At 61.2% G+C, this 25,783-nt stretch carries 34 protein-coding genes; 27 read left to right on the top strand and 7 right to left on the bottom strand.

Features of this window, described 5'->3' with window-relative positions; translation table 11 throughout:
* Nucleotides 1-11: 11 nt before the first annotated feature.
* The 14 genes from fusA (at nt 12) to SJH88_RS02135 (ending at nt 9,516) form a co-directional block, all read left to right on the top strand.
* Entirely contained in the window at nt 12-2,120 is a 2,109-nt protein-coding gene (gene fusA, locus SJH88_RS02070) for an elongation factor G (protein WP_042419053.1), read from the top strand.
* 174 nt (nt 2,121-2,294) lie between these two features.
* Complete coding sequence (gene tuf, locus SJH88_RS02075) at nt 2,295-3,485, top strand: elongation factor Tu (protein ID WP_045265651.1); 1,191 nt, start codon at nt 2,295-2,297, stop codon at nt 3,483-3,485.
* 25 nt (nt 3,486-3,510) lie between these two features.
* Nucleotides 3,511-3,822 carry a 30S ribosomal protein S10 gene (gene rpsJ / locus SJH88_RS02080; protein ID WP_005796953.1) on the top strand — a complete coding sequence of 104 codons (312 nt, stop codon included), beginning with the start codon at nt 3,511-3,513 and terminating at the stop codon, nt 3,820-3,822.
* Between the two features lie 207 nt (nt 3,823-4,029).
* The gene (gene rplC / locus SJH88_RS02085) at nt 4,030-4,704 is read left to right on the top strand and encodes a 50S ribosomal protein L3 (RefSeq protein WP_043387293.1); all 675 of its coding nucleotides are present in this window, start codon (nt 4,030-4,032) and stop codon (nt 4,702-4,704) included.
* Nucleotides 4,704-5,327 carry a 50S ribosomal protein L4 gene (gene rplD, locus SJH88_RS02090; protein WP_042418936.1) on the top strand — a complete coding sequence of 208 codons (624 nt, stop codon included), beginning with the start codon at nt 4,704-4,706 and terminating at the stop codon, nt 5,325-5,327. Before rplC ends, rplD begins: the two co-directional genes overlap by 1 nt.
* On the top strand, nt 5,324-5,638 hold the full coding sequence (rplW, locus tag SJH88_RS02095; RefSeq protein ID WP_042418934.1) for a 50S ribosomal protein L23: 315 nt from the start codon (nt 5,324-5,326) through the stop codon (nt 5,636-5,638). Before rplD ends, rplW begins: the two co-directional genes overlap by 4 nt.
* 2 nt (nt 5,639-5,640) lie before the next feature.
* On the top strand, nt 5,641-6,465 hold the full coding sequence (rplB, locus tag SJH88_RS02100; RefSeq protein WP_042418931.1) for a 50S ribosomal protein L2: 825 nt from the start codon (nt 5,641-5,643) through the stop codon (nt 6,463-6,465).
* 10 nt (nt 6,466-6,475) lie between these two features.
* The gene (gene rpsS / locus SJH88_RS02105) at nt 6,476-6,751 is read left to right on the top strand and encodes a 30S ribosomal protein S19 (protein WP_042418928.1); all 276 of its coding nucleotides are present in this window, start codon (nt 6,476-6,478) and stop codon (nt 6,749-6,751) included.
* Between the two features lie 9 nt (nt 6,752-6,760).
* Complete coding sequence (gene rplV, locus SJH88_RS02110; protein ID WP_042418925.1) at nt 6,761-7,093, top strand: 50S ribosomal protein L22; 333 nt, start codon at nt 6,761-6,763, stop codon at nt 7,091-7,093.
* Between the two features lie 16 nt (nt 7,094-7,109).
* On the top strand, nt 7,110-7,970 hold the full coding sequence (gene rpsC, locus SJH88_RS02115) for a 30S ribosomal protein S3 (RefSeq protein ID WP_042418923.1): 861 nt from the start codon (nt 7,110-7,112) through the stop codon (nt 7,968-7,970).
* 2 nt (nt 7,971-7,972) lie between these two features.
* On the top strand, nt 7,973-8,389 hold the full coding sequence (gene rplP / locus SJH88_RS02120; RefSeq protein WP_042418921.1) for a 50S ribosomal protein L16: 417 nt from the start codon (nt 7,973-7,975) through the stop codon (nt 8,387-8,389).
* A gap of 11 nt (nt 8,390-8,400) precedes the next feature.
* Nucleotides 8,401-8,598, top strand: coding sequence for a 50S ribosomal protein L29 (gene rpmC / locus SJH88_RS02125; RefSeq protein ID WP_042418918.1), 198 nt, complete (start codon nt 8,401-8,403; stop codon nt 8,596-8,598).
* Between the two features lie 9 nt (nt 8,599-8,607).
* Complete coding sequence (rpsQ, locus tag SJH88_RS02130) at nt 8,608-8,877, top strand: 30S ribosomal protein S17 (RefSeq protein ID WP_042418916.1); 270 nt, start codon at nt 8,608-8,610, stop codon at nt 8,875-8,877.
* A gap of 132 nt (nt 8,878-9,009) precedes the next feature.
* Nucleotides 9,010-9,516 carry a peroxiredoxin gene (locus tag SJH88_RS02135; RefSeq protein WP_045265663.1) on the top strand — a complete coding sequence of 169 codons (507 nt, stop codon included), beginning with the start codon at nt 9,010-9,012 and terminating at the stop codon, nt 9,514-9,516.
* An 85-nt stretch (nt 9,517-9,601) separates the two neighbouring features.
* Here the strand turns inward: SJH88_RS02135 and SJH88_RS02140 are convergent, their stop codons facing one another.
* The 3 genes from SJH88_RS02140 to SJH88_RS02150 form a co-directional block, all read right to left on the bottom strand.
* On the bottom strand, nt 9,602-10,174 hold the full coding sequence (locus tag SJH88_RS02140; protein ID WP_274753487.1) for a hypothetical protein: 573 nt from the start codon (nt 10,172-10,174) through the stop codon (nt 9,602-9,604).
* A 408-nt stretch (nt 10,175-10,582) separates the two neighbouring features.
* The gene (locus SJH88_RS02145; protein ID WP_270150775.1) at nt 10,583-11,074 is read right to left on the bottom strand and encodes a GNAT family N-acetyltransferase; all 492 of its coding nucleotides are present in this window, start codon (nt 11,072-11,074) and stop codon (nt 10,583-10,585) included.
* Between the two features lie 72 nt (nt 11,075-11,146).
* Nucleotides 11,147-11,830 (bottom strand): cytochrome b/b6 domain-containing protein, encoded by a 684-nt coding sequence (locus SJH88_RS02150; protein ID WP_274753488.1) that lies wholly within the window; start codon nt 11,828-11,830, stop codon nt 11,147-11,149.
* A 141-nt stretch (nt 11,831-11,971) separates the two neighbouring features.
* Here SJH88_RS02150 and SJH88_RS02155 point away from each other — a divergent pair, with 141 nt between their 5' ends.
* A complete protein-coding gene (locus tag SJH88_RS02155; RefSeq protein ID WP_043387301.1) occupies nt 11,972-12,433 on the top strand; it encodes a c-type cytochrome in 462 nt (153 codons plus the stop codon).
* Nucleotides 12,434-12,565: 132 nt separating this feature from the next.
* Here SJH88_RS02155 and SJH88_RS02160 read toward each other — a convergent pair whose 3' ends face one another.
* Complete coding sequence (locus tag SJH88_RS02160) at nt 12,566-13,069, bottom strand: TlpA disulfide reductase family protein (protein WP_042418902.1); 504 nt, start codon at nt 13,067-13,069, stop codon at nt 12,566-12,568.
* Nucleotides 13,070-13,197: 128 nt separating this feature from the next.
* Here SJH88_RS02160 and SJH88_RS02165 point away from each other — a divergent pair, with 128 nt between their 5' ends.
* The 4 genes from SJH88_RS02165 to ptsP all read left to right on the top strand — a co-directional run bounded on the left by SJH88_RS02165 (nt 13,198) and on the right by ptsP (nt 16,413).
* Nucleotides 13,198-13,779 (top strand): hypothetical protein, encoded by a 582-nt coding sequence (locus tag SJH88_RS02165; RefSeq protein ID WP_274753489.1) that lies wholly within the window; start codon nt 13,198-13,200, stop codon nt 13,777-13,779.
* Between the two features lie 80 nt (nt 13,780-13,859).
* A complete protein-coding gene (locus tag SJH88_RS02170) occupies nt 13,860-14,321 on the top strand; it encodes a PTS sugar transporter subunit IIA (protein WP_042418898.1) in 462 nt (153 codons plus the stop codon).
* The gene (locus tag SJH88_RS02175) at nt 14,290-14,559 is read left to right on the top strand and encodes an HPr family phosphocarrier protein (protein ID WP_042418895.1); all 270 of its coding nucleotides are present in this window, start codon (nt 14,290-14,292) and stop codon (nt 14,557-14,559) included. Before SJH88_RS02170 ends, SJH88_RS02175 begins: the two co-directional genes overlap by 32 nt.
* Nucleotides 14,560-14,646: 87 nt before the next feature.
* Nucleotides 14,647-16,413, top strand: a complete 1,767-nt coding sequence (ptsP, locus tag SJH88_RS02180; protein ID WP_274753490.1) for a phosphoenolpyruvate--protein phosphotransferase — start codon at nt 14,647-14,649, stop codon at nt 16,411-16,413.
* A 398-nt stretch (nt 16,414-16,811) separates the two neighbouring features.
* On the opposite strand, the gene lipA is transcribed toward ptsP, so the two are convergent.
* The 3 genes from lipA to SJH88_RS02195 all read right to left on the bottom strand — a co-directional run bounded on the left by lipA (nt 16,812) and on the right by SJH88_RS02195 (nt 18,812).
* Nucleotides 16,812-17,792, bottom strand: coding sequence for a lipoyl synthase (lipA, locus tag SJH88_RS02185; RefSeq protein WP_274753491.1), 981 nt, complete (start codon nt 17,790-17,792; stop codon nt 16,812-16,814).
* Nucleotides 17,793-17,802: 10 nt separating this feature from the next.
* Nucleotides 17,803-18,444: a lipoyl(octanoyl) transferase LipB gene (gene lipB, locus SJH88_RS02190; RefSeq protein WP_231499263.1), complete on the bottom strand. Its 642-nt coding sequence runs from the start codon at nt 18,442-18,444 to the stop codon at nt 17,803-17,805.
* A 71-nt stretch (nt 18,445-18,515) separates the two neighbouring features.
* On the bottom strand, nt 18,516-18,812 hold the full coding sequence (locus SJH88_RS02195; protein WP_244982940.1) for a YbeD family protein: 297 nt from the start codon (nt 18,810-18,812) through the stop codon (nt 18,516-18,518).
* Nucleotides 18,813-19,093: 281 nt separating this feature from the next.
* Between SJH88_RS02195 and SJH88_RS02200 the strand changes: the two genes are divergently transcribed.
* The 8 genes from SJH88_RS02200 to atpD are packed head-to-tail and all read left to right on the top strand — an operon-like array spanning nt 19,094 to nt 25,741.
* Nucleotides 19,094-19,570, top strand: coding sequence for an ATP synthase subunit I (locus SJH88_RS02200; RefSeq protein WP_043387311.1), 477 nt, complete (start codon nt 19,094-19,096; stop codon nt 19,568-19,570).
* Nucleotides 19,571-19,591: 21 nt separating this feature from the next.
* Nucleotides 19,592-20,455, top strand: a complete 864-nt coding sequence (gene atpB / locus SJH88_RS02205) for a F0F1 ATP synthase subunit A (RefSeq protein ID WP_043387312.1) — start codon at nt 19,592-19,594, stop codon at nt 20,453-20,455.
* A 46-nt stretch (nt 20,456-20,501) separates the two neighbouring features.
* Nucleotides 20,502-20,750: a F0F1 ATP synthase subunit C gene (gene atpE / locus SJH88_RS02210; protein ID WP_011803767.1), complete on the top strand. Its 249-nt coding sequence runs from the start codon at nt 20,502-20,504 to the stop codon at nt 20,748-20,750.
* Nucleotides 20,751-20,785: 35 nt separating this feature from the next.
* Nucleotides 20,786-21,256 (top strand): F0F1 ATP synthase subunit B, encoded by a 471-nt coding sequence (locus SJH88_RS02215; RefSeq protein WP_042418867.1) that lies wholly within the window; start codon nt 20,786-20,788, stop codon nt 21,254-21,256.
* A 10-nt stretch (nt 21,257-21,266) separates the two neighbouring features.
* Nucleotides 21,267-21,806, top strand: coding sequence for a F0F1 ATP synthase subunit delta (locus tag SJH88_RS02220; RefSeq protein WP_042418863.1), 540 nt, complete (start codon nt 21,267-21,269; stop codon nt 21,804-21,806).
* A gap of 43 nt (nt 21,807-21,849) precedes the next feature.
* Nucleotides 21,850-23,409, top strand: coding sequence for a F0F1 ATP synthase subunit alpha (atpA, locus tag SJH88_RS02225; RefSeq protein ID WP_042418860.1), 1,560 nt, complete (start codon nt 21,850-21,852; stop codon nt 23,407-23,409).
* Between the two features lie 18 nt (nt 23,410-23,427).
* Entirely contained in the window at nt 23,428-24,297 is an 870-nt protein-coding gene (gene atpG, locus SJH88_RS02230) for a F0F1 ATP synthase subunit gamma (RefSeq protein ID WP_274753492.1), read from the top strand.
* A 34-nt stretch (nt 24,298-24,331) separates the two neighbouring features.
* On the top strand, nt 24,332-25,741 hold the full coding sequence (gene atpD, locus SJH88_RS02235) for a F0F1 ATP synthase subunit beta (protein ID WP_042418852.1): 1,410 nt from the start codon (nt 24,332-24,334) through the stop codon (nt 25,739-25,741).
* Nucleotides 25,742-25,783: the final 42 nt, after the last annotated feature.

Here is a 25,783-nt window from a genome sequence, read left to right on the forward strand (position 1 = left end):
AAGGATCAATCATGGCTCGCAAGACCCCCATTGGCCGTTATCGCAACATCGGTATCTCGGCCCACATTGACGCAGGTAAGACCACTACCACTGAACGTATCCTGTTTTACACAGGCGTGACCCACAAGCTGGGTGAAGTGCACGACGGCGCTGCGACCACGGACTGGATGGAGCAAGAGCAAGAGCGCGGCATCACCATCACCTCCGCTGCCGTGACCTGTTTCTGGAAGGGTATGGACCTGTCCTACCCTGAGCACCGTTTCAACATCATCGACACCCCCGGCCACGTGGACTTCACGATCGAAGTGGAGCGTTCCATGCGCGTGCTGGACGGCGCTTGCATGGTGTACTGCGCTGTGGGCGGCGTGCAGCCCCAGTCGGAAACCGTGTGGCGTCAGGCTAACAAGTACAAGGTGCCTCGTCTGGCCTTCGTGAACAAGATGGACCGTACCGGCGCCAACTTCTTCAAGGTCGTGGACCAGATCAAGACCCGCCTGAAGGGCAACCCCGTGCCTGTCGTGGTGCCAATCGGTGCCGAAGACAACTTCAAGGGTGTCGTGGACCTGCTGAAGATGAAGGCCATCATCTGGGACGAAGCGTCCCAGGGCATGAAGTTCGACTACGCCGAGATCCCCGCTGACGTGCAGGAAACTGCCGAAAAGTGGCGCGAAAACATGATCGAAGCGGCGGCCGAAGCCAGCGAAGACCTGATGAACAAGTACCTGGAAGAAGGTACGCTGTCGGAAGAAGAGATCAAGGCCGGCCTGCGCGCCCGTACCCTGGCTGTGGAAATTCAGCCCATGCTGTGCGGTACTGCGTTCAAGAACAAGGGCGTGCAGCGCATGCTCGACGCCGTGATCGACTACCTGCCTTCGCCCATCGACATTCCTGATGTGGAAGGCACCGATCCCGACAACGAAGAAACCAAGCTGTCGCGCAAGGCCGATGACGAAGAGAAGTTCTCTGCGCTGGCGTTCAAGCTGATGACCGACCCGTTCGTGGGTCAGCTCACTTTCGTGCGCGTGTACTCGGGCGTTCTGACCAAGGGTGAATCCGTTCTGAACTCTGTGAAGGGTAAGAAGGAACGTATCGGCCGTATCGTGCAGATGATGGCGAACGACCGCGTGGAAGTGGAAGAAATCCGTGCTGGCGACATCGCTGCCTGCGTGGGTCTGAAGGACGTGACCACTGGCGAAACCCTGTGCTCGCAAGACGCTCCCATCGTGCTGGAACGCATGGTGTTCCCCGAGCCCGTGATTGCACAGGCTGTGGAACCCAAGTCCAAGGCCGACCAAGAAAAGATGGGTATCGCCCTGTCGCGCCTGGCTGCAGAAGATCCATCCTTCCGTGTGCGTACCGACGAAGAATCCGGTCAGACCATCATCGCCGGTATGGGCGAGTTGCACCTGGAAATCATCGTGGACCGCATGAAGCGCGAATTCAACGTGGAAGCCAACGTGGGCAAGCCCCAAGTGGCCTACCGCGAAACCATTCGCCAGAAGGTGGTGGACGTGGACGGTAAGTTCGTGCGTCAGTCCGGTGGTAAGGGTCAGTACGGTCACGTGGTGTTCACGGTCGAGCCCCAAGAAGCCGGCAAGGGCTTCGAGTTCGTCGATGCCATCAAGGGCGGTGTGGTGCCTCGCGAATACATCCCTGCGGTCGAAAAGGGTGTGATCGAAGCCCTGACTTCCGGCGTGCTGGCTGGTTACCCCGTGGTGGACGTGAAGGTCACACTGACCTTCGGTTCGTACCACGATGTGGACTCGTCCGAACAGGCCTTCAAGATGGCCGCCATCTTCGGTTTCAAGGAAGCCGCCAAGAAGGCCAGCCCCGTCATACTGGAGCCCATGATGGCCGTGGAAGTGGAAACGCCTGAAGACTACGCCGGTACCGTGATGGGTGACTTGTCTTCCCGTCGTGGCATGGTGCAGGGCATGGACGACATGGTTGGTGGCGGCAAGGCCATCAAGGCCGAAGTGCCTCTGTCCGAAATGTTCGGCTACGCCACCTCGCTGCGTTCCCAGACACAAGGTCGTGCGACTTACACGATGGAATTCAAGCACTACGCTGAAGCTCCTCGTAACGTGGCCGAAGCCATCGTGGCTGCCCGCGCTAAGTAATTAGCAAATCGGTCATAATCGACAGCTTGGTTGAAAGCACCCTCGTAGCGCTTTCAACACAGATTGCCGGTCTGCGATCGCGTGCCGCTTTGTTCCCTGTGCGAAGTGAATCAGCAATGCGATGCAGACCTTAAAACCCCACACAGGTTTGCTCTTTTATTCGGAGAATTTGCAATGGCAAAGGAAAAATTCGAACGTACCAAGCCCCACGTGAACGTGGGCACCATTGGCCACGTTGACCACGGTAAGACCACCCTGACTGCTGCTATCGCCACTGTGCTGTCCAAGCACTTCGGCGGTGAAGCCAAGGACTACTCGCAGATCGACAACGCGCCTGAAGAAAAGGCCCGTGGTATCACGATCAACACTTCGCACGTCGAGTACGAAACCGCCACTCGCCACTACGCTCACGTGGACTGCCCTGGCCACGCTGACTATGTGAAGAACATGATCACCGGCGCTGCCCAGATGGACGGCGCTATCTTGGTCTGCTCCGCTGCTGACGGCCCCATGCCCCAGACCCGCGAACACATCCTGCTGGCTCGCCAGGTGGGCGTGCCTTACATCATCGTGTTCCTGAACAAGTGCGACATGGTGGACGACGAGGAACTGCTGGAACTGGTGGAAATGGAAGTCCGCGAACTGCTGGACAAGTACGATTTCCCCGGCGACGACACCCCCATCGTGCGTGGTTCCGCCAAGCTGGCCTTGGAAGGCGACCAGTCTGACAAGGGCGAGCCTGCGATCCTGAAGCTGGCTGAAGCTCTGGACTCCTACATCCCCACGCCTGAGCGCGCGGTGGACGGCGCCTTCGTGATGCCCGTGGAAGACGTGTTCTCCATCTCCGGTCGTGGTACCGTGGTGACCGGTCGTATCGAGCGCGGCATCATCAAGGTCGGCGAAGAAATCGAAATCGTCGGTATCAAGGACACCCAGAAGACCACCTGCACGGGCGTGGAAATGTTCCGCAAGCTGCTGGACCAAGGTCAAGCTGGCGACAACGTGGGTCTGCTGCTGCGCGGCACCAAGCGTGAAGACGTGGAACGCGGTCAAGTGCTGTGCAAGCCCGGCTCCATCAAGCCCCACACCCACTTCACCGCTGAGGTGTACGTGCTGTCCAAGGACGAAGGTGGTCGTCACACGCCTTTCTTCAACAACTACCGTCCTCAGTTCTACTTCCGTACCACGGACGTGACTGGCTCCATCGAGCTGCCCGAAGGCAAGGAAATGGTGATGCCTGGCGACAACGTGTCCATCACTGTGAAGCTGATCGCTCCTATTGCTATGGAAGAAGGTCTGCGCTTCGCTATCCGTGAAGGTGGCCGTACCGTGGGCGCCGGCGTGGTTGCTAAGGTTCTCGCTTAATTCTTAGAAAAAACTAGGAATTAACATGTCCAAGCAAAAAATCCGCATCCGCCTGAAGGCTTTCGATTACAAGTTGATCGACCAGTCTGCAGCTGAAATCGTTGATACCGCGAAGCGCACTGGCGCGATCGTCAAGGGTCCCGTGCCTCTGCCTACCCGCATGAAGCGCTTCGACATCCTGCGTTCGCCCCACGTGAACAAGACTTCGCGTGACCAGCTGGAAATCCGCACGCACCAACGTCTGATGGACATTGTCGATCCTACCGACAAGACCGTGGACGCTTTGATGAAGCTGGACCTGCCTGCTGGCGTGGACGTCGAAATCAAACTGCAATAAGAACTCGCACGGGCACCGTTCGCGGTGCCTTGTAAGGTCTTCTTTTAACGCGAACTTGCTTGAAAAAGCAGTTCGCGTTAAAATTTGGAGCTTCGCTTTTCTGGCGAAGTTTTATTAACCTTCTTTCGTGCGCTTTACCGGGCATTCTGGTTGGGTGCAACGCTGGGCCAATTGCAGTTACAGCGGCGAAAGTTTTGGAGCAAACAAATGAGTCTGAGCAACTCCCTGGGGTTGCTGGGCCGCAAGGTGGGCATGATGCGTCTGTTCACTGATGATGGGGACGCAGTGCCCGTCACAGTGGTGGATGTGTCCAACAACCGCGTGACCCAGGTCAAAACCCAAGAGAACGATGGCTATGTGGCTTTGCAAGTCACATTCGGTACACGCAAGGCATCTCGCGTGACCAAGCCTCAAGCCGGTCACCTCGCCAAGGCAGGTGTTGAAGCCGGTGAAGTCACCAAAGAATTCCAAGTGACCGAAGAGATCGCTGCCAAGTACGCAGCAGGTACAGCCCTGCCCGTGGCCGATCTGTTCAGCGTTGGCCAGAAAGTGGACGTGCAAGGCACTTCCATCGGTAAGGGCTTCCAGGGCACGATCAAGCGCCACAACTTCGGTGCACAGCGCAACTCGCACGGTAACAGCCGTTCGCACCGCGTGCCCGGTTCTATCGGTATGGCACAAGACCCCGGTCGCGTGTTCCCCGGTAAGCGCATGACTGGTCACATGGGTGATGTGACCGTGACAACCCAAAACCTGGACGTGGTTCGTATCGACGAAGCACGCCAACTGCTGTTGATCAAGGGTGCAATCCCTGGCGCGAAGGGTGGCTTCGTGTCGGTGCGTCCTGCCATCAAGGCTAAAGCTTCCAAAGGAGCGAACTAATGCAGCTCGAACTCCTGAATGAACAAGGTCAAGCCGCGTCCAAGTTCGACGCGCCTGAGACTGTGTTCGGCCGTGCGTACAACGAAGACCTGATCCACCAGATCGTGACTGCTTACCGTGCCAACGCACGCCAAGGCACGCGCGCTCAGAAGGATCGCGAACAGGTCCGTCACACCACCGCCAAGCCTTTCAAGCAAAAGGGTACAGGCCGTGCACGTGCTGGTATGTCCTCTTCGCCTCTGTGGCGTGGGGGCGGCCGCGTCTTCCCGAATCTGCCTGAAGAAAACTTCTCGCAGAAGATCAACAAGAAGATGTACCGCGCCGGTATGGCTTCCATCCTGTCCCAGCTGGCCCGCGAAGGCCGTCTGGCGGTGGTGGAGTCCCTGACCGTTGACACTCCCAAGACCAAGGTTCTGGCTGACAAGTTCAAGTCCATGAATCTGCAGTCGTCGGTGATGGTGATCGCCGAAGAGATCGACGAGAACCTGTACCTGGCTTCGCGCAACCTGAAGAACGTGTTCGTGGTGGAACCCCGCTACGCAGACCCCGTTTCTCTGGTGCATTACAAGAAAGTGCTCATCACCAAGGGCGCAATCGACAAACTCAAGGAGATGTTCGCATGAGCACGCTCAAGTTTGACGAAGGTCGTCTGATGCAAGTGTTGGTCGCTCCCATCGTGTCCGAAAAGGCCACCATGGCTGCCGAAAAGTCCAACGCTGTGACTTTTAAGGTGCTGCAAAACGCTACCAAGCACGAAATCAAGGCTGCAGTGGAACTGCTGTTCAAGGTTGAAGTGGCTGGCGTTTCTGTGGTGAACACCAAGGGCAAGACCAAGCGCTTTGGCAAGACCATTGGCCGCCGCGACAACGTGCGCAAGGCTTATGTGCGTCTGAAGCCCGGTCAAGAGCTGAACCTGTCTGGGGAGGCTGCTTAATCATGGCTGTTATCAAACTCAAACCAACTTCGCCTGGCCGTCGTGGCGCGGTGAAGGTGACGCGTGACCACCTGTTCAAGGGCCCTGGCTATGCTCCACTGCTGGAATCGCAGTCGGAGAAGGCTGGCCGTAACAACAACGGTCACATCACAACCCGTCACAAGGGCGGTGGTCACAAGCACCACTACCGTGTGGTGGACTTCCGTCGCAACAAGGATGCCATCCCCGCCAAGGTGGAACGCATTGAGTACGACCCCAACCGTACGGCCCACATCGCTCTGGTGTGCTATGCCGACGGCGAGCGTCGCTACATCATCGCTCCCCGCAATCTGGCTGTGGGCGCGACCATCGTGAGCGGCTCCGAAGCTCCGATTCGCGTGGGCAACACCCTGCCTATCCGCAACATCCCCGTGGGTTCGACCATCCACTGTATCGAGCTGCAACCCGGCGGCGGCGCGCAAATCGCCCGTTCCGCAGGTGCTTCCGCTACGCTGCTGGCTCGCGAAGGCGTCTACGCTCAAGTGCGTATGCGTTCCGGCGAAGTGCGCAAGATTCACATCGAGTGCCGCGCCACCATCGGTGAAGTTGCCAACGAAGAGCATAGCCTGCGCCAGTACGGCAAGGCCGGTGTGAAGCGTTGGATGGGTATCCGTCCTACCGTCCGTGGTACTGCCATGAACCCGATCGACCACCCGCACGGTGGTGGTGAAGGTAAGACCGGTGAAGGCCGTCACGCTGTTGACCCATGGGGCAACCTGACGAAGGGCTACCGTACCCGTAACAACAAGCGCACACAAAGCATGATTGTGTCGCGTCGTAAGAAGTAAGGGGTAGCAAATGACTCGTTCTCTCAAAAAGGGTCCGTTTGTTGACCATCACTTGGTTGCCAAGGTTGAAAAGGCCGTCGCTACCAAGGACAAGAAGCCCGTCAAGACCTGGTCGCGTCGCTCCATGGTTCTGCCCGAGTTCATCGGTCTGACCATCGCCGTGCACAACGGCAAGCAGCACGTGCCTGTCTACATCACCGACCAAATGGTGGGTCACAAGTTGGGCGAATTCGCACTGACTCGTACCTTCAAGGGTCACCCCGCCGACAAGAAGGCCAAGAAGTAAGGAACGACCATGTCTGAAACACGTGCAGTCCTCCGTGGCGTCCGCTTGTCGGTTGACAAGGGTCGCCTGGTCGCGGATCTGATCCGCGGCAAGAAGGTGGATCAAGCTCTGAACATTCTGACCTTCACGCAGAAAAAAGCTGCTGTGATCGTGAAGAAGGTTCTGGAATCCGCTATCGCCAACGCCGAGCACAACGACGGCGCCGACATCGACGAATTGAAGGTCAAGACCATCTACGTCGAGCAAGGCACGACGCTCAAGCGTTTCACCGCTCGCGCTAAGGGCCGTGGCAATCGCATCAGCAAGCCTACCTGCCACATCTACGTGACAGTCGGTAACTGAGGCCTAAAGGAAGAATATGGGACAGAAAATCCATCCTACCGGCTTCCGCCTTGCTGTGAGCCGTAACTGGGCTAGCCGTTGGTACGCTAGCAACCGTGACTTCGCCGGCATGCTGGCCGAAGACATCAAGGTTCGCGAGTATCTGAAGGCTAAGTTGAAGAACGCTGCTGTGGCACGCGTGCTGATCGAGCGTCCTGCTAAGAACGCCCGTATCACCATCTTCTCGGCCCGTCCTGGTGTTGTGATCGGCAAGAAGGGCGAAGACATCGAGAACCTGAAGAAGGAACTCGCCACTCGCCTGGGCGTGCCCGTTGCTGTGAACATCGAAGAAGTGCGCAAGCCTGAAATCGATGCCAAGCTGATCGCTGACTCGATCACCCAGCAACTCGAAAAGCGCATCATGTTCCGTCGTGCCATGAAGCGTGCGATGCAGAACGCCATGCGTCTGGGTGCCCAGGGCATCAAGATCATGTCTTCCGGTCGTCTGAACGGTATCGAAATCGCCCGTACCGAGTGGTATCGCGAAGGCCGCGTGCCTCTGCACACTCTGCGTGCTGACATCGACTACGGCTTCTCCGAAGCCAAGACGACTTACGGCATCATCGGCGTGAAGGTCTGGGTCTACAAGGGTGATACCTTGGGCCGCAACGACCTGCCCGCCGTCGAGACTCCCCGTCCTGATGACGAGCGTCGTCCACGCGGCCCCCGCCGCGATGGTCGCCGTGACGGCGCAGGCCGTGGTGCCCGCCGCCCCACAGGCGGTAACGCAGCTCCTGTAGACGGCAGCGACAAGCCTGCTGGTGCCGGCGCTGACTCCGTTAAGCGCGTTCGCAAGACTGACGCGCCCGCTACAGCAGCGGACGGTAAAGGAGAATAAACATGCTGCAACCTGCACGCCGCAAGTTCCGTAAGGAACACAAAGGCCGCAACACCGGTATCGCTACCCGTGGCAACGCTGTTGCTTTCGGCGATTTCGGTCTGAAGTCTACCGACCGTGGCCGTCTGACTGCACGTCAGATCGAAGCCGCACGTCGTGCGATTTCGCGTCACGTCAAGCGTGGCGGCCGTATCTGGATTCGTGTGTTCCCCGACAAACCCATCTCCACCAAGCCTGCTGAAGTGCGTATGGGTAACGGTAAGGGCAACCCCGAGTACTACGTGGCCGAAATCCAGCCCGGCAAGATCATCTACGAAATCGTGGGTGTTCCTGAAGAGCTGGCACGTCAAGCGTTCCGCCTGGCCGCTGCAAAGCTGCCTCTGCGTACGACCTTCGTGTCCCGTCACATTGGTGAATAAGGAGAATCAACATGACTAAAACTGCTGAACTCCGCCAAAAAGACGTGGCCGCCCTGGAAGCTGAAGTGAAGTCCCTGCAAAAGGCCCACTTCGGTCTGCGTATGCAAAAGGCCACGCAACAACTTGGCAACACATCGACTCTGAAGGCCACACGCCGTGAGATCGCCCGTGCCAAGACCATTCTTGCTGAAAAGCAAGCCGCCAAGTAAGGAGCCGACATGACGGAAGCTAAAACATCCCTCAAGCGCACCTTGATTGGCAAGGTGGTGAGCGACAAGCGCGCTAAGACAGTGACCGTGTTGGTGGAGCGTCGCGTGATGCACCCCATCTACGGCAAGATTGTGGTGAAGTCCTCGAAGTACCACGCTCACGACGAGCAAGGTGAATTCAAGATGGGTGACACCATCGAAATCACCGAGAGCCGTCCGCTGTCGAAGACCAAGAACTGGGTGGCGACCCGCTTGGTGCAAAAGGCTGCTCTGGTTTAAGCGTTCAACCGCTTTGACTGCATAGTCTTGAAAAGCGACCCACAATGTGGGTCGCTTTTTTTATTTGCCGCCTTGCCCGGCGCTGCGCGCACGGGAACAAGCCAAGGCGATCACAATCCTGGAGGACACACAATGATCAAGGTTGGAGACGCGCTGCCCGCAGTGAAGCTGATGGAGTACGTGGAAGTGGAAGGCAATGGCTGCAGCATCGGCCCTAACCCTGTGGAGCTGCCCCAGGCTGCCGCAGGCAAGACGATTGCCCTGTTCGCCGTGCCCGGCGCCTTCACCCCGACTTGCTCTGCCAAGCACCTGCCTGGTTACATCGAGCAGGCCGAGGCGTTTAAGGCGGCAGGCGTGGACGAAATCTGGTGTGTGTCCGTGAACGATGCGTTTGTGATGGGCGCCTGGGGGCGCGAGCAGAACGCCACCGGCAAGGTGCGCATGATCGCCGACGGCGACGCCGCGTTTGCCAAGGCCACGGGCCTGACCCTGGATCTGAACGGCAAGGGCCTGGGCCTGCGCAGCAACCGCTACTCCATGCTGGTCAAGGACGGCAAGGTGGTGAGCCTGAACGTCGAAGGCCCCGGCAAGTTTGAAGTCTCGGACGCCGCCACGCTGTTGGCCCAAGCCAAGGCCTAAGCCGCCGAGGATTGCAAAAAGCGCTGCAGAAGCAGCGCTTTTTTATGGTGCTTGGCGCCAGCTGCGGCGCTCGCCGGTGGGGGGGCTAGGGCGGGGTGGTGGCTGGTGGAAGCTGTGACGAGGGGGCTCCTTTGTCCACCAACGGCACCACACTCCAGCGCCCGGACTGGAAGACATCGGGCACGCCGCGGTGGCTGGCTTCGCTGGCCACAGTCTGGCGCCAGCCCTCCAGCAGGTGCGCGCGTCCTGCCGTGTTGTGCATCAGCAGGGCGGTCTTCATGAAGTGCATCAGGCGGACCACCACCGAGGCCGGCCGTGCGTTGGGGCGCATCCAGCGGTAGGAGGCGGATGCCTCGGCGCCAAAGTAGGTGGCAAAACGCTTGAGCTCGACGTCCGTGGCCTCGTTCATCAGGCTGAAAACTTCCGAAGCCGTCGGGACTTTGGGTACGACGGCCAGTTCCGGGTGCTGCGCCAGAAAGCGCACCAGCAGGGCCAGGGCTGGGTCTTTGACCGGCGCATCCGGGGCCTGGCGCACGATCTGCATCCAGCGGGTGATGGACATGCCGAGCACCCAGATGATGTCCTGGGTCGCCAGCCCGAAGGCCTGGCGCACGGTCTCAAGGTCTCGGCCCAGCACGGGGCGGTCGGTGGGAATCATGGGCAAGTGGTCGGTTCGGTGTCGCAACGCCGTGCCCGTGCGGGAGTGGACAAGGACGCTGCTGCCGCATTATTCACAGACTGCGTCCCCGCATCCAGCGCGGATGCCGCGTGTCGGTCAAACACACACCATGCTGATGCCAGCGACATGATGTGGCGGTGGAAGGTGTCGATCGCGGTGTCGGGCCGACGGCGGCGATGCGCCAAATCCCGAGGGCTGCACAAGCGCGGGTGGAGCCCACGCGATTGCTGGGAATGTGTGGGATCTGTGGTGAATGCGGCGTAAAACCACACCACGCCACGCGATCAAGCTTTCCGGTGACGTGACACGGTGCCCTGCTTGGCTGCCTGTGTACCTGCAGTGCCATTCCTTGAACCGTGCGGGCGCCTGGACCGGCGCGGCCGCCGTTCAGAAGATGTCGACCTTCAGGTAGTGCGCCCCGGCAATCGGGTTGTGGTAGTAGGGCTCGATCGCTGTGAACCCCAGGTCGGTGTAGAGGTTGCGCGCCGCCTCCATGTCGTCCAGGGTGTCCAGCAGCACGCAGGCATAGCCCGCCTGGCGCGCTGCATCAAGGGCGCTTTCGGCCAGCTGGCGCCCCAGGCCGAAGCCCCGGAAGGCCTTGCGCACGTACAGGCGCTTCATCTCGGCCGCATTCGGGTAGTCGGCGGTGTCCAGGGGGCGCAGGGCGCAGCACCCGGCCAGGGCATCGCCCACATGGGCCAGCAGCAAGCTGCCGCGTGGCGCGGCATAGTCGCCGGGCAGGGAGGCCAACTCGTGGGCAAAATTTTGAAAGGCCAGGTCCAGGGCCAGGCTGTCGGCGTATTCGCTGAACAGCAAGGCGGCGCTGGCCATGTCTTGGGGCGTCGCGGCAAGGGCGACGGCCACGCTGGGGTGGTCCACGTTCAAAACTGGGTGTTCAAGGGCAAAACAAGAGCCCAGTGTAGCGGCATGCCGCAGCCAGGGATACCGTGGTTAGAACGCCGCCCGGGTCCAGACCCAGTAGGCCATCACGGCGCAGGCCGCAGCGAACAGCAGGGCGGAGGCCCAACTGGCCAGGCCGTCGCGGCTGGCGGGCAGGTCGGCGGGCAGGCCGACCTTGTCGCCGTGCAGCATGGCGGGCACCAGCTTGTCGCGCCGCACGACACTGTAGAACACGATGGCGGCCAGGTGCAGGCCGATCACCGTCCACAGCAGCCACTGGCCCCAGCCTGTGTGCCAGTTGGTGGCCCAGGCGATGGTGTCGGACGAGACAAAGCGCACCAGGGGGCCGGCGAAGGCGATTTCGTCATCGCTGACCAGTCCGGTGCCGACTTGCAGGCCCAGGATGCCCAGCATGGCCAGCACCGACAGGGCGCCCAGCGGGTTGTGGCCGGCCTTGTCGGCGGGGCGGCCCTGGCCGCGCAGGTGGCGCAGCAGCCGCACGGGACCAGGGATGAAGGTGGCGAAGCGCGACCAGTGGCCACCGACCAGGCCCCAGACCACGCGGAACAGCAGCAGTGCCAGGACCACGTGCCCCAGGCGCAGGTGCCATTCCATGGCGTTGCCGCCGATGTTGGCGGTGACGATCAGGGCGATCACGCTGGTGGCCAGCGACCAGTGGAACAGGCGCGTGGGCAGGTCCCAGATGCGCAGGCGGGTGGTGGGGGGGGAGCTCATGGGTGGAATGTACGGGACGGAAGGGGAAAGATGCTGCGGCGCATCAAAAAATGCCGGAGGGTTGGGGAATTGCCGGGGCGCGGCGATACTCCCCTGTTACAACCAGGGTTGTCTGGTTCATACCGAGAAAGGAAGTTCCCCATGAAGTTCAAAACCTTGTCCGTGGCTGCGCTGGCTTTGTCTGCGGCGCTGGCGGGTGCGACGGCATCGGCCGACACGCTGAAGTTTGGCAAGACCGAAGATGCCGTCAAGTACCGCCAGAATGCCTTGTTCGTGATGAGCCAGCATTTCGGCTCGCTGGGCGCCATGGCCAACGGGCGGGCCGAGTTCAACGCCGATCTGGCCAAGCAGAACGGCGCTGTGCTGGAGACGCTGGCCACCTTACCCTGGCAGGCGTTCGGCGCAGGCACCGAAGGGGGCAAGACCAAGCCCGAAGTCTGGAAGGAAAAGGCCAAGTTCGACGGCCATGCCAAGGATTTCGTGACCGAAGCCGGCAAGCTGGCCGCGGCCGCCAAGACCGGGGATCTGGCACAGCTCAAGGCCGCCTTCGGTCCCGCGGCCCAGACTTGCAAGGCCTGCCACGACGCCTTCCGCAACCGTTGATAGCCCCCTGGTTATTTGAATAAAAAAAGAGCTGCCAGCGCAGGTGTGAATTGGGTTTCAAGGCGTTTAAAGCCCGAAACCCAACGCCATCCTGCGCTGGCAGCTCTTTTTTTGAGATGGCACTGGCGCGTCTCAGGCCTCGGCCAGCAGCTTTTCGATCAGCTGGTGCAGCTCTTCAAAGTTGGGCTGCCCGATGTAGGTCTTCACGATGTCGCCGCGCTTGTTGACGATGTAGGTGGTGGGGGTCAGCTTCACGTCGCCCCAGTCCTTGGCAATCTGGCCGGTGTTGTCCAGCGCCACCTTGAAGGGCAGCTGGCGCGACTGGGCGAAGTTCACCACATAGCTGGGCGGGTCGTACTGCATGGCCACGGCCAGGGTGTCATAGCCCTGGTCCTTGTACTTGTTGTAGGTCGCGATGACCTCTGGCATTTCCGCCACGCAGGTCACGCAGCTGGTGGCCCAGAAGTTGACCAGCGTCACCTTGCCGCGCAGCTGCTGCGTGGTGGTGCTGGAGCCGTCGAGCAGCACGAATTGCGAACTGGGCGCGGGCTGCGCGGACTCGCCCCACAGCACATAGCCCCCCAGACCTGCGAATGCAGCAAGCGCCACGCCTGCCACCAGATGTTTGATTGCCATACGTCGTATTGTGCCAAGTTGCCGGGATGCGGCCCCAGGCAGACCCCCGCAGCACGCCCATGTATGGAGTGGTTTTCCCCGAAGAAGTTCACCATCCAGTTCGCCTGGGGTTTGCCGATAATCCAGGCATGAGCAAGATTTCCACCCTGATGCGTTGTGCCCTGGTTGCCGCTGCTGCGCTGGCCTTGGGCGCCTGTGGCAAGCATGAGCCGGAGTTGACCTGGCGCCCCGTCGCGCTGGACGACGCGGGTCTGGAAATGCAGTTCCCGTGCGATCCGCAGTTTGCCCGCACGCCGGTGGACTTCGGCATGTCCCTGGGCCGTGTGCCGGTCAACATGATGGGCTGCGATGCCGTGGATTCCACCTTCGCCCTGTCGCACTGGGTGCTGGACGATGCCAGCCAGGCCGACGATGCTCTGGCATTCTGGGAGGCTGCGGTGCTGACCCGCCTCAAGGCCGTGGACGGCGAGGGTGACAAGAGCGGTGCCCCCTTCGTGCCCGCAGGCGCCATGGACCTGGGGCGTTCCATCCGCGCCACGGTGGAGGGTGTCGGCCCCGCAGGCTGGACCATCACCACCCACGGCGTCTGGTTTGCACGCAAGGAGGGCGCCAAGGCGCGCATCTTCCATGCCGTGGTCTACGCCCCCAAGGCCCACCACAAGATCGCGGGCCAGTTCTTCAACAGCATCGTGCTGCAGGCCCGCCCCTGAGCGGATCGGCCCGCGTGCTGCGCTCTGCGGCTTACGCGGCACGGCTGGCGCGCCATAATGGCAATCCAGACTAAGGCCTTATGACCACGACTGCCAACCACATCCTCCTGATTGCCCACGCCCCGCTGGCGCACGCCTTGCGCGAATGTGCGCTGCACGTGTTTGCTGACAGCGCCCAGGATGTCAGCGTGCTGGATGTGCCGCCCAACGAATCTCCCGAAGACACGCTGCAGGCGGCACGCACCCTGCTGGCGCACAGCGGGGCCGAGCGCACCCTGGTGCTGGCGGATGTGTTCGGTGCGACGCCCAGCAATGTGGCCCACCGGCTGGTGGAGGGCAGTGCTGCGCGCTTGCTGGTGGGGGTGAACCTGCCCATGCTGCTGCGCGCCATCTGCTACCGCTACGAACCGTTGGACGAGCAGGCCGCGCGTGCGCTGGCAGGCGGTCAGCAAGGCATGCTGCAAGTGGCGGCCAGCAATGCCCCACGCAACCAGAATTCCCGGAAAGAACATGGTCAAGACAGAGATCACCATCAGCAATAAGCTGGGCTTGCATGCCCGCGCTTCGGCCAAGCTGACCAAGCTGGCCGGCAGCTTCCCCTGCGATGTTTGGATGAGCAAGGGCGAGCGGCGCATCAACGCCAAGAGCATCATGGGCGTCATGATGCTGGCGGCCGGGGTGGGCTCCGTGGTGGAGCTGGAAACCGATGGCCCCCAGGAGCAGGAAGCCCTGGACGCACTCGTGGCACTGATCAACGACAAGTTTGGCGAAGGCCAATAAACACGGGCAACGCAGCAGTTAGGCTGCGTTTTTTGCATGGTGCACCGTCGGTGCCCAGCAAGAGGCATCGTTGAAAAGGATCAAGGCATGACATTTGCCATCCATGGGCTGGCCGTTTCGCGCGGCATTGCGATTGGGCGGGCGGTGGTGGTGGCCGCCAGCCGGGTTGAGGTGCGGCACTACTTCATCGACGCGAACCAGGTCGAGGCGGAACTGGACCGCGCCCGCAAGGCCCGTGCGGCCGTGGTCGACGAGCTGCAGCGCCTGGTCAGCGACCTGCCCGAGGATGCGCCGGGCGAGCTGGCCGCCCTGCTGGAAGTGCACCTGATGCTGCTGCAGGACGAGGTGCTGGCGGCGGGCGTGCGCCACTGGGTGGCTGAGCGCCTGTACAACGCCGAATGGGCGCTGATGACGCAGTTGGAGCAGATCTCGCGCCAGTTCGACGAGATGGAGGATCCCTACCTGCGCGAGCGCAAGACCGACCTGGAGCAGGTGGCCGACCGCGTCCTGCGGCAGATGCGTGGCCAGGCCACCAGCCCCGTGGCGGCTCCACCACCGCCGCCCGCACCGGCGCAGGATGGCTCGCAGCCCATGCTGGAGGGGCTGGCCGACGCGCCCCTGGTGCTGGTGGCGCAGGACCTGTCGCCCGCCGACATGCTGCAGTTCAAGCGCAGCGTGTTTGCCGGTTTTGTGACGGCCGTCGGTGGCAAGACCAGCCACACCGCGATCGTCGCGCGCAGCATGGACATTCCCGCCGTGGTGGGCGCGCGCGCCGCCAGCCAGCTGATCCGCCAGGATGACTGGGTGGTGATCGACGGCAATGCCGGCGTGGTGCTGGTGGATCCCTCGCCCATCATCCTGGAGGAGTACCGCTTCCGCCAGCGCCAGGACGTGCTGGAGCGCGAGCGCCTGGCGCGCCTGCGCCACACCCCGGCGATCACGCTGGATGGCCAGAAGGTGGAGCTGCTGGCAAACATCGAGCAGCCCGGCGATGCCGGCGCGGCCGTGCATGCCGGGGCCGCCGGCGTGGGGCTGTTCCGCAGCGAATTCCTGTTCATGGGGCGCGAAGGCAAGCTGCCCGGCGAGGAGGAGCAGTTTGAGGCCTACAAGGCTGCCGTGCAGGGCATGCAGGGCCTGCCGGTGACGATCCGCACCATTGATGTGGGGGCGGACAAGCCGCTGGACAAAGTCAGCCGCGACATCTCGCTGAACCCTGCGCTGGGACTGCGCGCCATCCGCTGGAGCCTGGCCGAGCCCGCGATGTTCCGCACCCAGCTGCGCGCCATCTTGCGCGCCGCGGCGCTGGGCCCGGTGCAGCTGCTGTTTCCCATGGTGTCGCACCAGCACGAGGTGCACAGCATCGTGCAGCAGGTCAAGCTAGCCCAGTCCGAGCTGGACGCGCGGGGCGTGGCCCAGGGGCCGGTGCAGCTGGGCGCGATGATCGAGATTCCCGCCGCCGCCATCATGGTGCGCAGCCTGCTGCAGCATTTTGATTTCGTCTCCATCGGCACCAACGACCTGATCCAGTACACGCTGGCCATCGACCGCGCCGACGAGGCCGTGGCGCATTTGTACGACCCCCTGCACCCGGCCGTGCTGCACCTGGTGGCCCAGGTCATCCAGACGGCCAACGACATGGGCAAGCAGGTCTGCGTGTGCGGTGAGATGGCGGGCGATACCGCGATGACGCGCCTGCTGCTGGGCCTGGGTCTGCGCAGCTTCTCGATGCACCCGGCGCAGATCCTGAGCGTGAAGCAGGAAGTGCTGCGCGCCGACACGCGCAAGCTGCAGCCCTGGGCGCAAACGGTGCTGACGGCCGAAAGCCCGGCGGCGCTGCTGGAAGTGGCGCAGTAACACCGGCAACCGGGCCACGCGCGCCATTACGTCGCACGGCGTGTTGCGTATTGTTGCAATTTAATTGAGATTAATTCTCATTCAGTGCTATGATGCGTAGCACTGGGTTCTTGGAAGCACGTCTTCTGGTGGGGATGCCAAGAACCGGCCCTTTCAGGTTTCATCGTGGGGCGACAAACAGGCCTGTTAAGCCTGTGCGTCGTTTTTTGCCAGCCAGCGGACTGCCCGGTTAGCCACGCATCTTTTCGCACGGTGAATGTAGATCTTGAAACAGGAGCAGCCAGCGCGCGCTGCTGCTTGTTTTCGAAAAATTTTGCTGCTGAAGTCAGCATTCCTGGCGTGCCAAGTGCTATAAAAAAAGCAACCCGCGGGTTGCTTTTTTTGTGCGCGGTGCGGGCTCAGACGCCCGCGGCGTGCGCCTGCTGGTCGGCGTGGTAGCTGGAGCGCACCATGGCCCCGACGGCGGCGTGGCTGAAGCCCATCTTGTAGGCCTCGGCCTCAAACATCTTGAAGGTGTCGGGGTGCACGTAGCGGCGCACGGGCAGGTGGCTGTTGGTGGGCGCCAGGTACTGGCCGATGGTCAGCATCTCGATGTTGTGGGCGCGCATGTCGCGCATCACTTCCAGGATTTCCTCATCCGTTTCGCCCAGGCCCACCATCAGGCCGCTCTTGGTCGGCACATTCGGGTGCAGGGCCTTGAACTTCTTGAGCAGGTTCAGCGAGAACTGGTAGTCCGAACCCGGACGCGCTTCCTTGTACAGGCGCGGGATGGTTTCCAGGTTGTGGTTCATTACATCGGGCGGCGCGGCCTTCAGGATTTCCAGCGCGCGGTCATCGCGGCCGCGGAAGTCGGGCACCAGGATTTCGATCTGGGTGGTGGGCGACAGTGCACGGGTTTGCTGGATGCACTCCACGAAGTGGCCCGAGCCGCCGTCGCGCAGGTCGTCGCGGTCCACGCTGGTGATCACCACGTACTTCAGGCGCAGGCGGGCGATGGTCTCGGCCAGCTTGCGCGGTTCGTCCACGTCCAGCGGGTCGGGTCGGCCGTGGCCCACGTCGCAGAACGGGCAGCGGCGCGTGCACTTGTCGCCCATGATCATGAAGGTGGCCGTGCCCTTGCCAAAGCATTCACCGATGTTGGGGCAGCTGGCTTCCTCGCACACCGTGTGCAGCTTCTGCTCGCGCAGGATGTCCTTGATTTCGTAGAAGCGCGTGGTGGGGCTGCCTGCCTTGACGCGTATCCACTCGGGCTTTTTCAGGACTTCGCCCTGTTCGACCTTGATAGGGATCCGCGACAGCTTGGCGGCCGCCTTCTGCTTGGCCAGCGGGTTGTAGTTCTCGGCGGACTGTGCTTCGCGCACGACTTCGTTGCTGCTCATGATGGTGGTCTCAGGGCGCGAGGCGGGTGATCAGCTGGCTGCCGAACACTTGCGCCACCTCGTTCCAGGTTGTCTGGATGCCGATTGTAGAAAGGTCGACGGTCGCCATGCCTGCGTAGCCGCAAGGGTTGATGCGGTGGTAGGGCTCCAGGTCCATGGCCACGTTCAGGGCCACGCCATGGTAGGTGCAATGGCGGCTGACCTTGATGCCCAGCGCGGCAATCTTGCCCAGTCCGGTGAAGTCCGGCTGGGGCGCAGGGCTGCCGGGCTCGCGCCGCTGCGGGCGCTGCGCCAGCATGGCGTGGCTGAAGGGATCGTCCAGGCGCACATAGATGCCGGGAGCGCCTTCCACGCGGTGGCCGGTGACGCCAAAGTGCGCCAGGGTGCGGATCACGGCCTCTTCCAGGCGGTAGACGTATTCCTTGACGAAGTAACCTCGGCGCTGCAAATCCAGCAACGGATACGCCACCACCTGGCCGGGGCCGTGGTAAGTCACTTGGCCACCGCGGTTGGTGGCCACGACGGGAATGCCACCGGGCACCAGCACATGCTCGGCCTTGCCGGCCAGGCCTTGGGTAAAGGTGGGTGCGTGCTCACACAACCACAGTGCGTCGACCGTGTGCTCGTCGCGGTGGGCAGTGAAGTCCTGCATCGCCTGGTTGCAGGCCGCATAGTCCACGCGGCCCAGCAGGCGCGCGTCGATGGCGTGCGGTGCCACCTGGCTCAAAGCACCACCTTGACCAGGGGGTGGCTGGTCAGGGCGCGGTACAGGTCGTCGAGTTGCTCGCGGCTGGTGGCGGTCACGGTGATGGTGATACCGAGGTACTTGCCGCCGCTGCTGGGACGCTGCTCGATGGTGCTGGCGTCGAAGTAAGGGTCGAACTGCAGGGCCACGCGCGTGATCGCGTGCACAAAGTCCTCCGCGTGCAGGCCCATCACCTTGATGGGAAACAGGCTTGGATACTCGATCAGCGAGTCCTTGCGGGAATCGGTGCTAGCGGATGTATCGGACATGGTCATGATGAAAAATGGAGCAAAGGGTTTTGCTTGGTGCGAGGGCCATTGTGCGCTATGGTTGCGCCGCTGGTCGTGGGTGCGGGTTTAGGTGTCTTGCAAGGCAACTTACGTGCTTTTACAACGGTGCAAACCCGATGTCTTGTTGCCGCACGACGACATAAGCTGCGGGAATTGTCCGTGAAAACCCCCGCAACCTGCTGCAGGTGACGCTTGTAAAACGGGTTTCTACGTATAATCAGAGGCTTTGTGAAAATTCCGGTTTGAGCGCTGGCGCATCTGACAACATGAAACACCAAGCCCACGAAACGGAATTTGAGGACGAAGAGCCGCAAATCAAGCCCCTGACGCCCGAAGAAGCGCAGGCGTGGCGACAGCGACAGCCCCGGATGTCCATGTGGCGTGTGCTGGCTGCCCAGGTGGTGGTGGGCGCGCTGTGTGCCGTGGTGGCAGCGCTGGTGGCAGGTCGCGAGGCCGGCTGGTCGGCCGCTTATGGCGCACTGGCGATCGTGGTGCCTGCGGTGCTGTTTGCCCGTGGCGTGGCCCGCAACAGTGGGCGCGCAGGGTATGCGTCGGGTGCGATTGCAAGGCTTTTTGCCTGGGAATTTGTCAAGCTGGTGCTGTGCATCGCCATGTTGGCCGCAGCCCCTGTCTTGGTGCCAAACCTGCATTGGCTGGCGTTGCTGGCAGGGATGGTGGTAACGATGAAAACGTATTGGCTGGTTCTGGTGACAGGACGGGCCAGTGTCCGAAAAACCGATTGATATTGAGAGAAGAGTTCACCGATGGCAGCCGACGCGCACGCTCCAACCGCAAGTGAATACATTGTTCACCACTTGCAGCATCTGCAAAATATCAAGCAAAACTCCATCATCGATTTCTCGGTGGTGAATCTCGACTCCGTCGCGGTCAGCCTGATTTGCGGTGTGATCGGCCTTTTCGTGCTCTGGCTGGCGGCCCGCAAAGCCACGGCTGGCGTGCCCGGCCGTTTCCAGGCTGCGGTTGAAATGCTGGTGGAAATGGTCGACACCCAGGCCAAGGCCAACATCCACAATGCTGAATCGCGCAAGTTCATCGCCCCTCTGGCGCTGACCGTGTTCGTTTGGATCTTCCTGATGAATGCCATGGACTTGCTGCCCGTGGACCTGTTGCCCGTGCTGTGGCAGACCGCTCAGGGTGATTCGCACGCTTACCTGCGCGTGGTGCCCACGGCCGACCTGTCGACCACTCTGGGTCTGTCGACGGGCGTGCTGCTGCTGTGCTTCTTCTACAGCGTCAAGATCAAGGGTGCTGGCGGCTGGGCCCACGAACTGGTGACCGCGCCCTTCGGTACGTCGAAGAATCCCGTTTTCGCCCTGATCCTGGGCGTGGTTAATCTGCTGATGCAGATCATTGAATATGTTGCCAAGACGGTTTCGCACGGTATGCGACTGTTCGGCAATATGTACGCTGGTGAGTTGGTGTTCTGCCTGATTGCCCTGATGGGCGGCGCGGCTGCCATGTCGCTCTCTGGTGTGTTGCTCCCCGTGGGGCACATCATTGCGGGCTCTATCTGGGCGATCTTCCACATTCTGATCATCACCCTGCAGGCCTTCATTTTCATGATGCTGACGCTGATTTACCTCGGCCAGGCGCATGAAGCCCACTGACCTTTCCCTTTCAACTTCAACTTTCCTTTAATCCCTAGGAGTCATCATGGAAAACATTCTCGGTCTCGTCGCTCTGGCTTGTGGTCTGATCGTTGGTCTGGGCGCTATCGGCGCTTCGATCGGTATCGCACTGATGGGCGGTAAGTTCCTGGAATCCTCGGCCCGTCAGCCTGAGCTGATCAACGAACTGCAAACCAAGATGTTCATCTTGGCTGGTCTGATCGACGCCGCTTTCCTGATCGGTGTTGCTATCGCCCTGCTGTTCGCTTTCGCCAACCCCTTCGTCCTGGCCTAAGCTCCGATCAACGCCCTAGAAAGAAAGGTGTTGCCGTGAGTATTAACGCGACCCTGTTCGTTCAGTGCATCGTCTTCCTGATCTTGGTGCTGTTCACGATGAAGTTCGTGTGGCCCCCGATTGCGAAGGCGTTGGATGAGCGAGCCCAGAAAATCGCCGATGGCCTCGCTGCTGCCGACAAGGCCAAGACCGAGCTCAGCGCTGCCAACAAGCGCGTTGAGCAGGAGCTGAGCCAGACGCGCAACGAGACAGCATCGCGGCTTGCGGACGCCGATCGCCGCGCCCAGGCCATCATTGAAGAGGCCAAGGTCCGCGCGACAGAAGAAGGCAACAAGATTGTTGCTGCTGCCCGCGCCGAAGCTGAGCAGCAAGCCGTTGCAGCCCGTGAAGCACTGCGTGAGCAAGTCGCTGCACTGGCCGTGAAGGGCGCCGAGCAGATCCTCCGCAAGGAAGTGAATGCCGGCGTTCACGCTGATCTGCTGAACCGCCTGAAGACAGAGCTGTAAGGAAAGCAAAATGGCAGAACTCGCCACCATTGCCCGCCCTTACGCTGAAGCCTTGTTCAAGGCCAGCTCCGCCAGCGGAGCTGACTTGAACGGCACTGTCGCTTGGGTGGAGGAATTGGCGGCGATTGCCGCTGATCCGCAATTGCGTCAACTGGCCGACAGCCCCAAGGTGACGGTCGAGCAAGTGCTCGGCGTCATCACTGGCGTGGCCCGTTCGGCTTTGCCCGATGCCGCTCGCAATTTCCTGCGCGTCATCATTGAAAACGGTCGCCTGGACGCACTGCCTGAAGTGGCTGTGCAGTTCCGTGCCATCGTGAACCGCCTCAATGGCTCGTCCGACGCTATCGTTTACAGCGCTTTCCCCGTAGAGGATGCCGCTCTGAACGACATCAGCGATGCGCTGCAAAAGCGCTTCGGCCGCAAGCTGAACCTGTCCGTCCAGATCGATGCATCTTTGATCGGCGGCGTTCGCGTGGTGGTGGGCGACGAGGTGTTGGACACCTCCGTCAAGGCTCGTCTGGAACAAATGAAAGCGGCCCTCACTGCGTAAGCGGATTGAGGTCTCGGCTAACCAAAGAAAGAAGGAAAGAGTCATGCAACTCAATCCCGCAGAAATTTCTGAATTGATCAAGAGCCGCATCGAAGGGCTGGAAGCAACTGCCGATATCCGTAACCAAGGCACCGTGGTGTCGGTGACGGACGGTATCGTGCGCGTGCACGGCTTGTCGGACGTGATGCAAGGCGAAATGTTGGAATTCCCCGCTTCCGCCGATGGCCAGCCTTCGTATGGCTTGGCTCTGAATCTGGAGCGTGATTCCGTCGGTGCGGTGATCTTGGGTGAGTACACCCACATCGCCGAAGGTGACACTGTGAAGTGCACCGGCCGTATCTTGGAAGTGCCCGTGGGTCCCGAACTGATCGGCCGCGTGGTGAATGCGCTGGGCCAGCCTATCGACGGCAAGGGTCCCATCAACGCCAAGATGACCGACGTGATCGAAAAGGTCGCGCCTGGTGTGATCGCACGTCAATCCGTGGACCAGCCTCTGCAAACCGGTATCAAGTCCATCGACTCCATGGTGCCCGTGGGCCGTGGTCAGCGCGAGCTGATCATTGGTGACCGCCAGACTGGCAAGACCGCTGTTGCGATCGACGCCATCATCAACCAAAAGGGTCAAGGCGTTACCTGTATCTACGTGGCGATCGGTCAAAAGGCCTCGTCCGTCAAGAACGTGGTGCGCGCGCTGGAGCAAGCTGGCGCGATGGAATACACCATCGTCGTGGCTGCAACGGCCTCCGAATCTGCTGCGATGCAGTACGTGTCGGCCTACTCCGGCTGCACGATGGGCGAATACTTCCGCGACCGCGGTGAAGACGCCCTGATTGTGTATGACGACCTGTCCAAGCAAGCTGTGGCCTACCGCCAGGTTTCGCTGCTGCTGCGTCGTCCTCCAGGACGTGAAGCTTTCCCCGGCGACGTGTTCTATCTTCACAGCCGTCTGCTGGAGCGTGCCGCTCGCGTGAACGCCGACTACGTCGAAGCCTTCACCAAGGGCGCTGTCAAGGGCAAGACCGGTTCGTTGACTGCGCTGCCCATCATCGAAACACAGGCTGGCGACGTCTCTGCGTTCGTGCCTACGAACGTGATTTCGATTACCGACGGCCAGATCTTCCTGGAAACCAGCCTGTTCAACGCCGGTATCCGTCCTGCGATCAACGCCGGTATTTCGGTGTCCCGCGTGGGTGGCGCTGCCCAGACCAAGCTGGTCAAGGGCCTGTCCGGCGGTATCCGTACCGACTTGGCGCAGTACCGTGAACTGGCCGCGTTCGCGCAGTTCGCTTCCGATCTGGATGACGCCACCCGCAAGCAGCTGGATCGTGGTGCCCGCGTGACCGAACTGCTGAAGCAGGCCCAGTACTCGCCGCTGAACACAGCGCTGATGGGCGCGACGCTGTTCGCTGTGAACAAGGGCTACATGGACGACATCGAAGTCAAGCAAGTGCTGCCTTTCGAAGCTGGTCTGCACCAGTTCCTGAAGACCAGCCACGGGGCCCTGCTGGACCGCCTGAACGCCAACCGCGCTTTCGACAAGGAAGGCAAGGACGAAGCTGAATTGACCGCTGCCATCGCTGCGTTCAAGAAGTCGTTCGCTTAAACCGGACGAGGAGCCATCATGGCAGCAGGCAAGGAAATACGCGGCAAGATCAAATCGGTGGAAAACACCAAGAAGATCACCAAAGCCATGGAAATGGTGGCTGCATCCAAAATGCGCAAGGCGCAGGAGCGGATGCTGGCTGCCCGTCCATACAGCGAACAAGTCCGCAATATTGCAGCTCATCTTGGCGAGGCACATCCTGAGTATCAGCATCCCTTCATGCAAGTGCATGCTGATGCGAAGAAGGCCGGCATCATTGTGGTGACGACCGACAAGGGCTTGTGCGGCGGCATGAACACCAATGTGTTGCGTGTCGTCACGACCAAGTTGCGTGAACTGCAAGATGCGGGCACTTCGGCGGAGGCCGTGGCGATTGGCAGCAAGGGACTGGCTTTCCTGAGCCGTATTGGTGCCAAGGTGGTCTCTCAAGCCACAGCACTGGGCGATCAGCCCCACCTCGACAAGCTCATCGGGCCTGTCAAGGTGTTGTTGGACCAATACGCTGAAGGCAAGCTGAGCGCGGTGTACCTGAGCTACACCAAGTTCATCAACACCATGAAGCAAGAGTCGGTGGTGGAGCAACTGCTCCCACTGTCGAACGAGCAAATGCAAGCCGAGAAGACGGGTGCATCGTGGGAGTACATCTACGAACCTGATGCCCAGACCGTCATTGACGATCTGCTGGTGCGTTACGTGGAGTCCCTCGTGTACCAGGCAGTGGCGGAAAACATGGCGTCCGAGCAATCGGCGCGCATGGTGGCCATGAAGGCCGCAACCGACAACGCTGGCAACGTCATCAGCGAGTTGAAGCTGGTCTACAACAAGACGCGTCAGGCCGCGATTACGACCGAACTGTCGGAAATCGTCGCAGGCGCTGCCGCTGTGTAAACGGCTTTAACAGACAAACAGATTGGAGCAAAGAATGGCTCAAGTACAAGGCAAGATTGTTCAATGTATCGGCGCCGTGGTGGACGTGGAGTTCCCACGTGACCAGATGCCCAAGGTGTACGACGCGCTGAAGCTGGAAGGCTCGGCCCTGACCCTGGAAGTGCAGCAGCAGCTGGGCGACGGCATCGTCCGTACCATTGCGCTGGGTTCTTCCGACGGTCTGAAGCGTGGCCTGATGGTGACCAACACCGGTTCCGCCATCACCGTGCCCGTGGGCAAGGCGACCCTGGGTCGCATCATGGACGTGCTGGGCAACCCCATCGACGAACGTGGTCCCGTGGACCAGACCCTGACGGCCGCCATCCACCGCAAGGCCCCTGCGTACGACGAACTGTCGCCTTCGCAGGAGCTGCTGGAAACCGGCATCAAGGTGATCGACTTGGTCTGCCCTTTCGCCAAGGGCGGCAAGGTGGGTCTGTTCGGTGGCGCCGGTGTGGGCAAGACCGTGAACATGATGGAACTCATCAACAACATCGCCAAGGCCCACAGCGGTCTGTCGGTGTTCGCTGGTGTGGGTGAACGTACCCGTGAAGGCAACGACTTCTATCACGAAATGTCGGACGCCGGCGTGGTGAACCAGGAGAACCTGGGCGAGTCCAAGGTGGCCATGGTTTACGGCCAGATGAACGAGCCTCCAGGAAACCGTCTGCGCGTGGCGCTGACCGGCCTGACCATGGCCGAGTCGTTCCGTGACGAAGGCAAGGACGTGCTGTTCTTCGTGGACAACATCTACCGTTACACCCTGGCCGGTACCGAAGTGTCCGCGCTGCTGGGCCGTATGCCTTCCGCTGTGGGCTACCAGCCTACGCTGGCCGAAGAAATGGGCCGTCTGCAAGAGCGTATCACCTCGACCAAGGTGGGCTCCATCACTTCGATCCAGGCCGTGTACGTGCCTGCGGACGACTTGACCGACCCTTCGCCTGCGACGACCTTCGCCCACTTGGACTCCACCGTGGTGCTGTCGCGTGACATCGCTTCGCTGGGTATCTACCCTGCCGTGGATCCTCTGGACTCCACCAGCCGCCAGCTGGACCCCCAAGTGGTGGGTGAAGAGCACTACAAGGTGGCCCGCGAAGTGCAGGGCACCCTGCAGCGCTACAAGGAACTGCGCGACATCATCGCGATTCTGGGCATGGACGAACTGGCGCCTGAAGACAAGCTGGTCGTGGCCCGTGCTCGTAAGATCCAGCGTTTCCTGTCGCAGCCTTTCCACGTGGCTGAAGTGTTCACCGGCGCCCCTGGCAAGTACGTGCCTCTGGCCGAAACCATCCGTGGTTTCAAGATGATCTGCGCCGGTGAGTGCGACCATCTGCCCGAGCAGGCTTTCTACATGGTCGGTACCATCGACGAAGCCTTCGAAAAGGCCAAGAAGCTGGCTGCTTAAGCTGTCGTGAAACCGGGGCGCCCGCCCCGGTGGCACGTCGCA

The organism is Comamonas sp. GCA5, assembly GCF_036541385.1.
Taxonomy (GTDB): Bacteria; Pseudomonadota; Gammaproteobacteria; order Burkholderiales; family Burkholderiaceae_C; genus Comamonas; species Comamonas aquatica.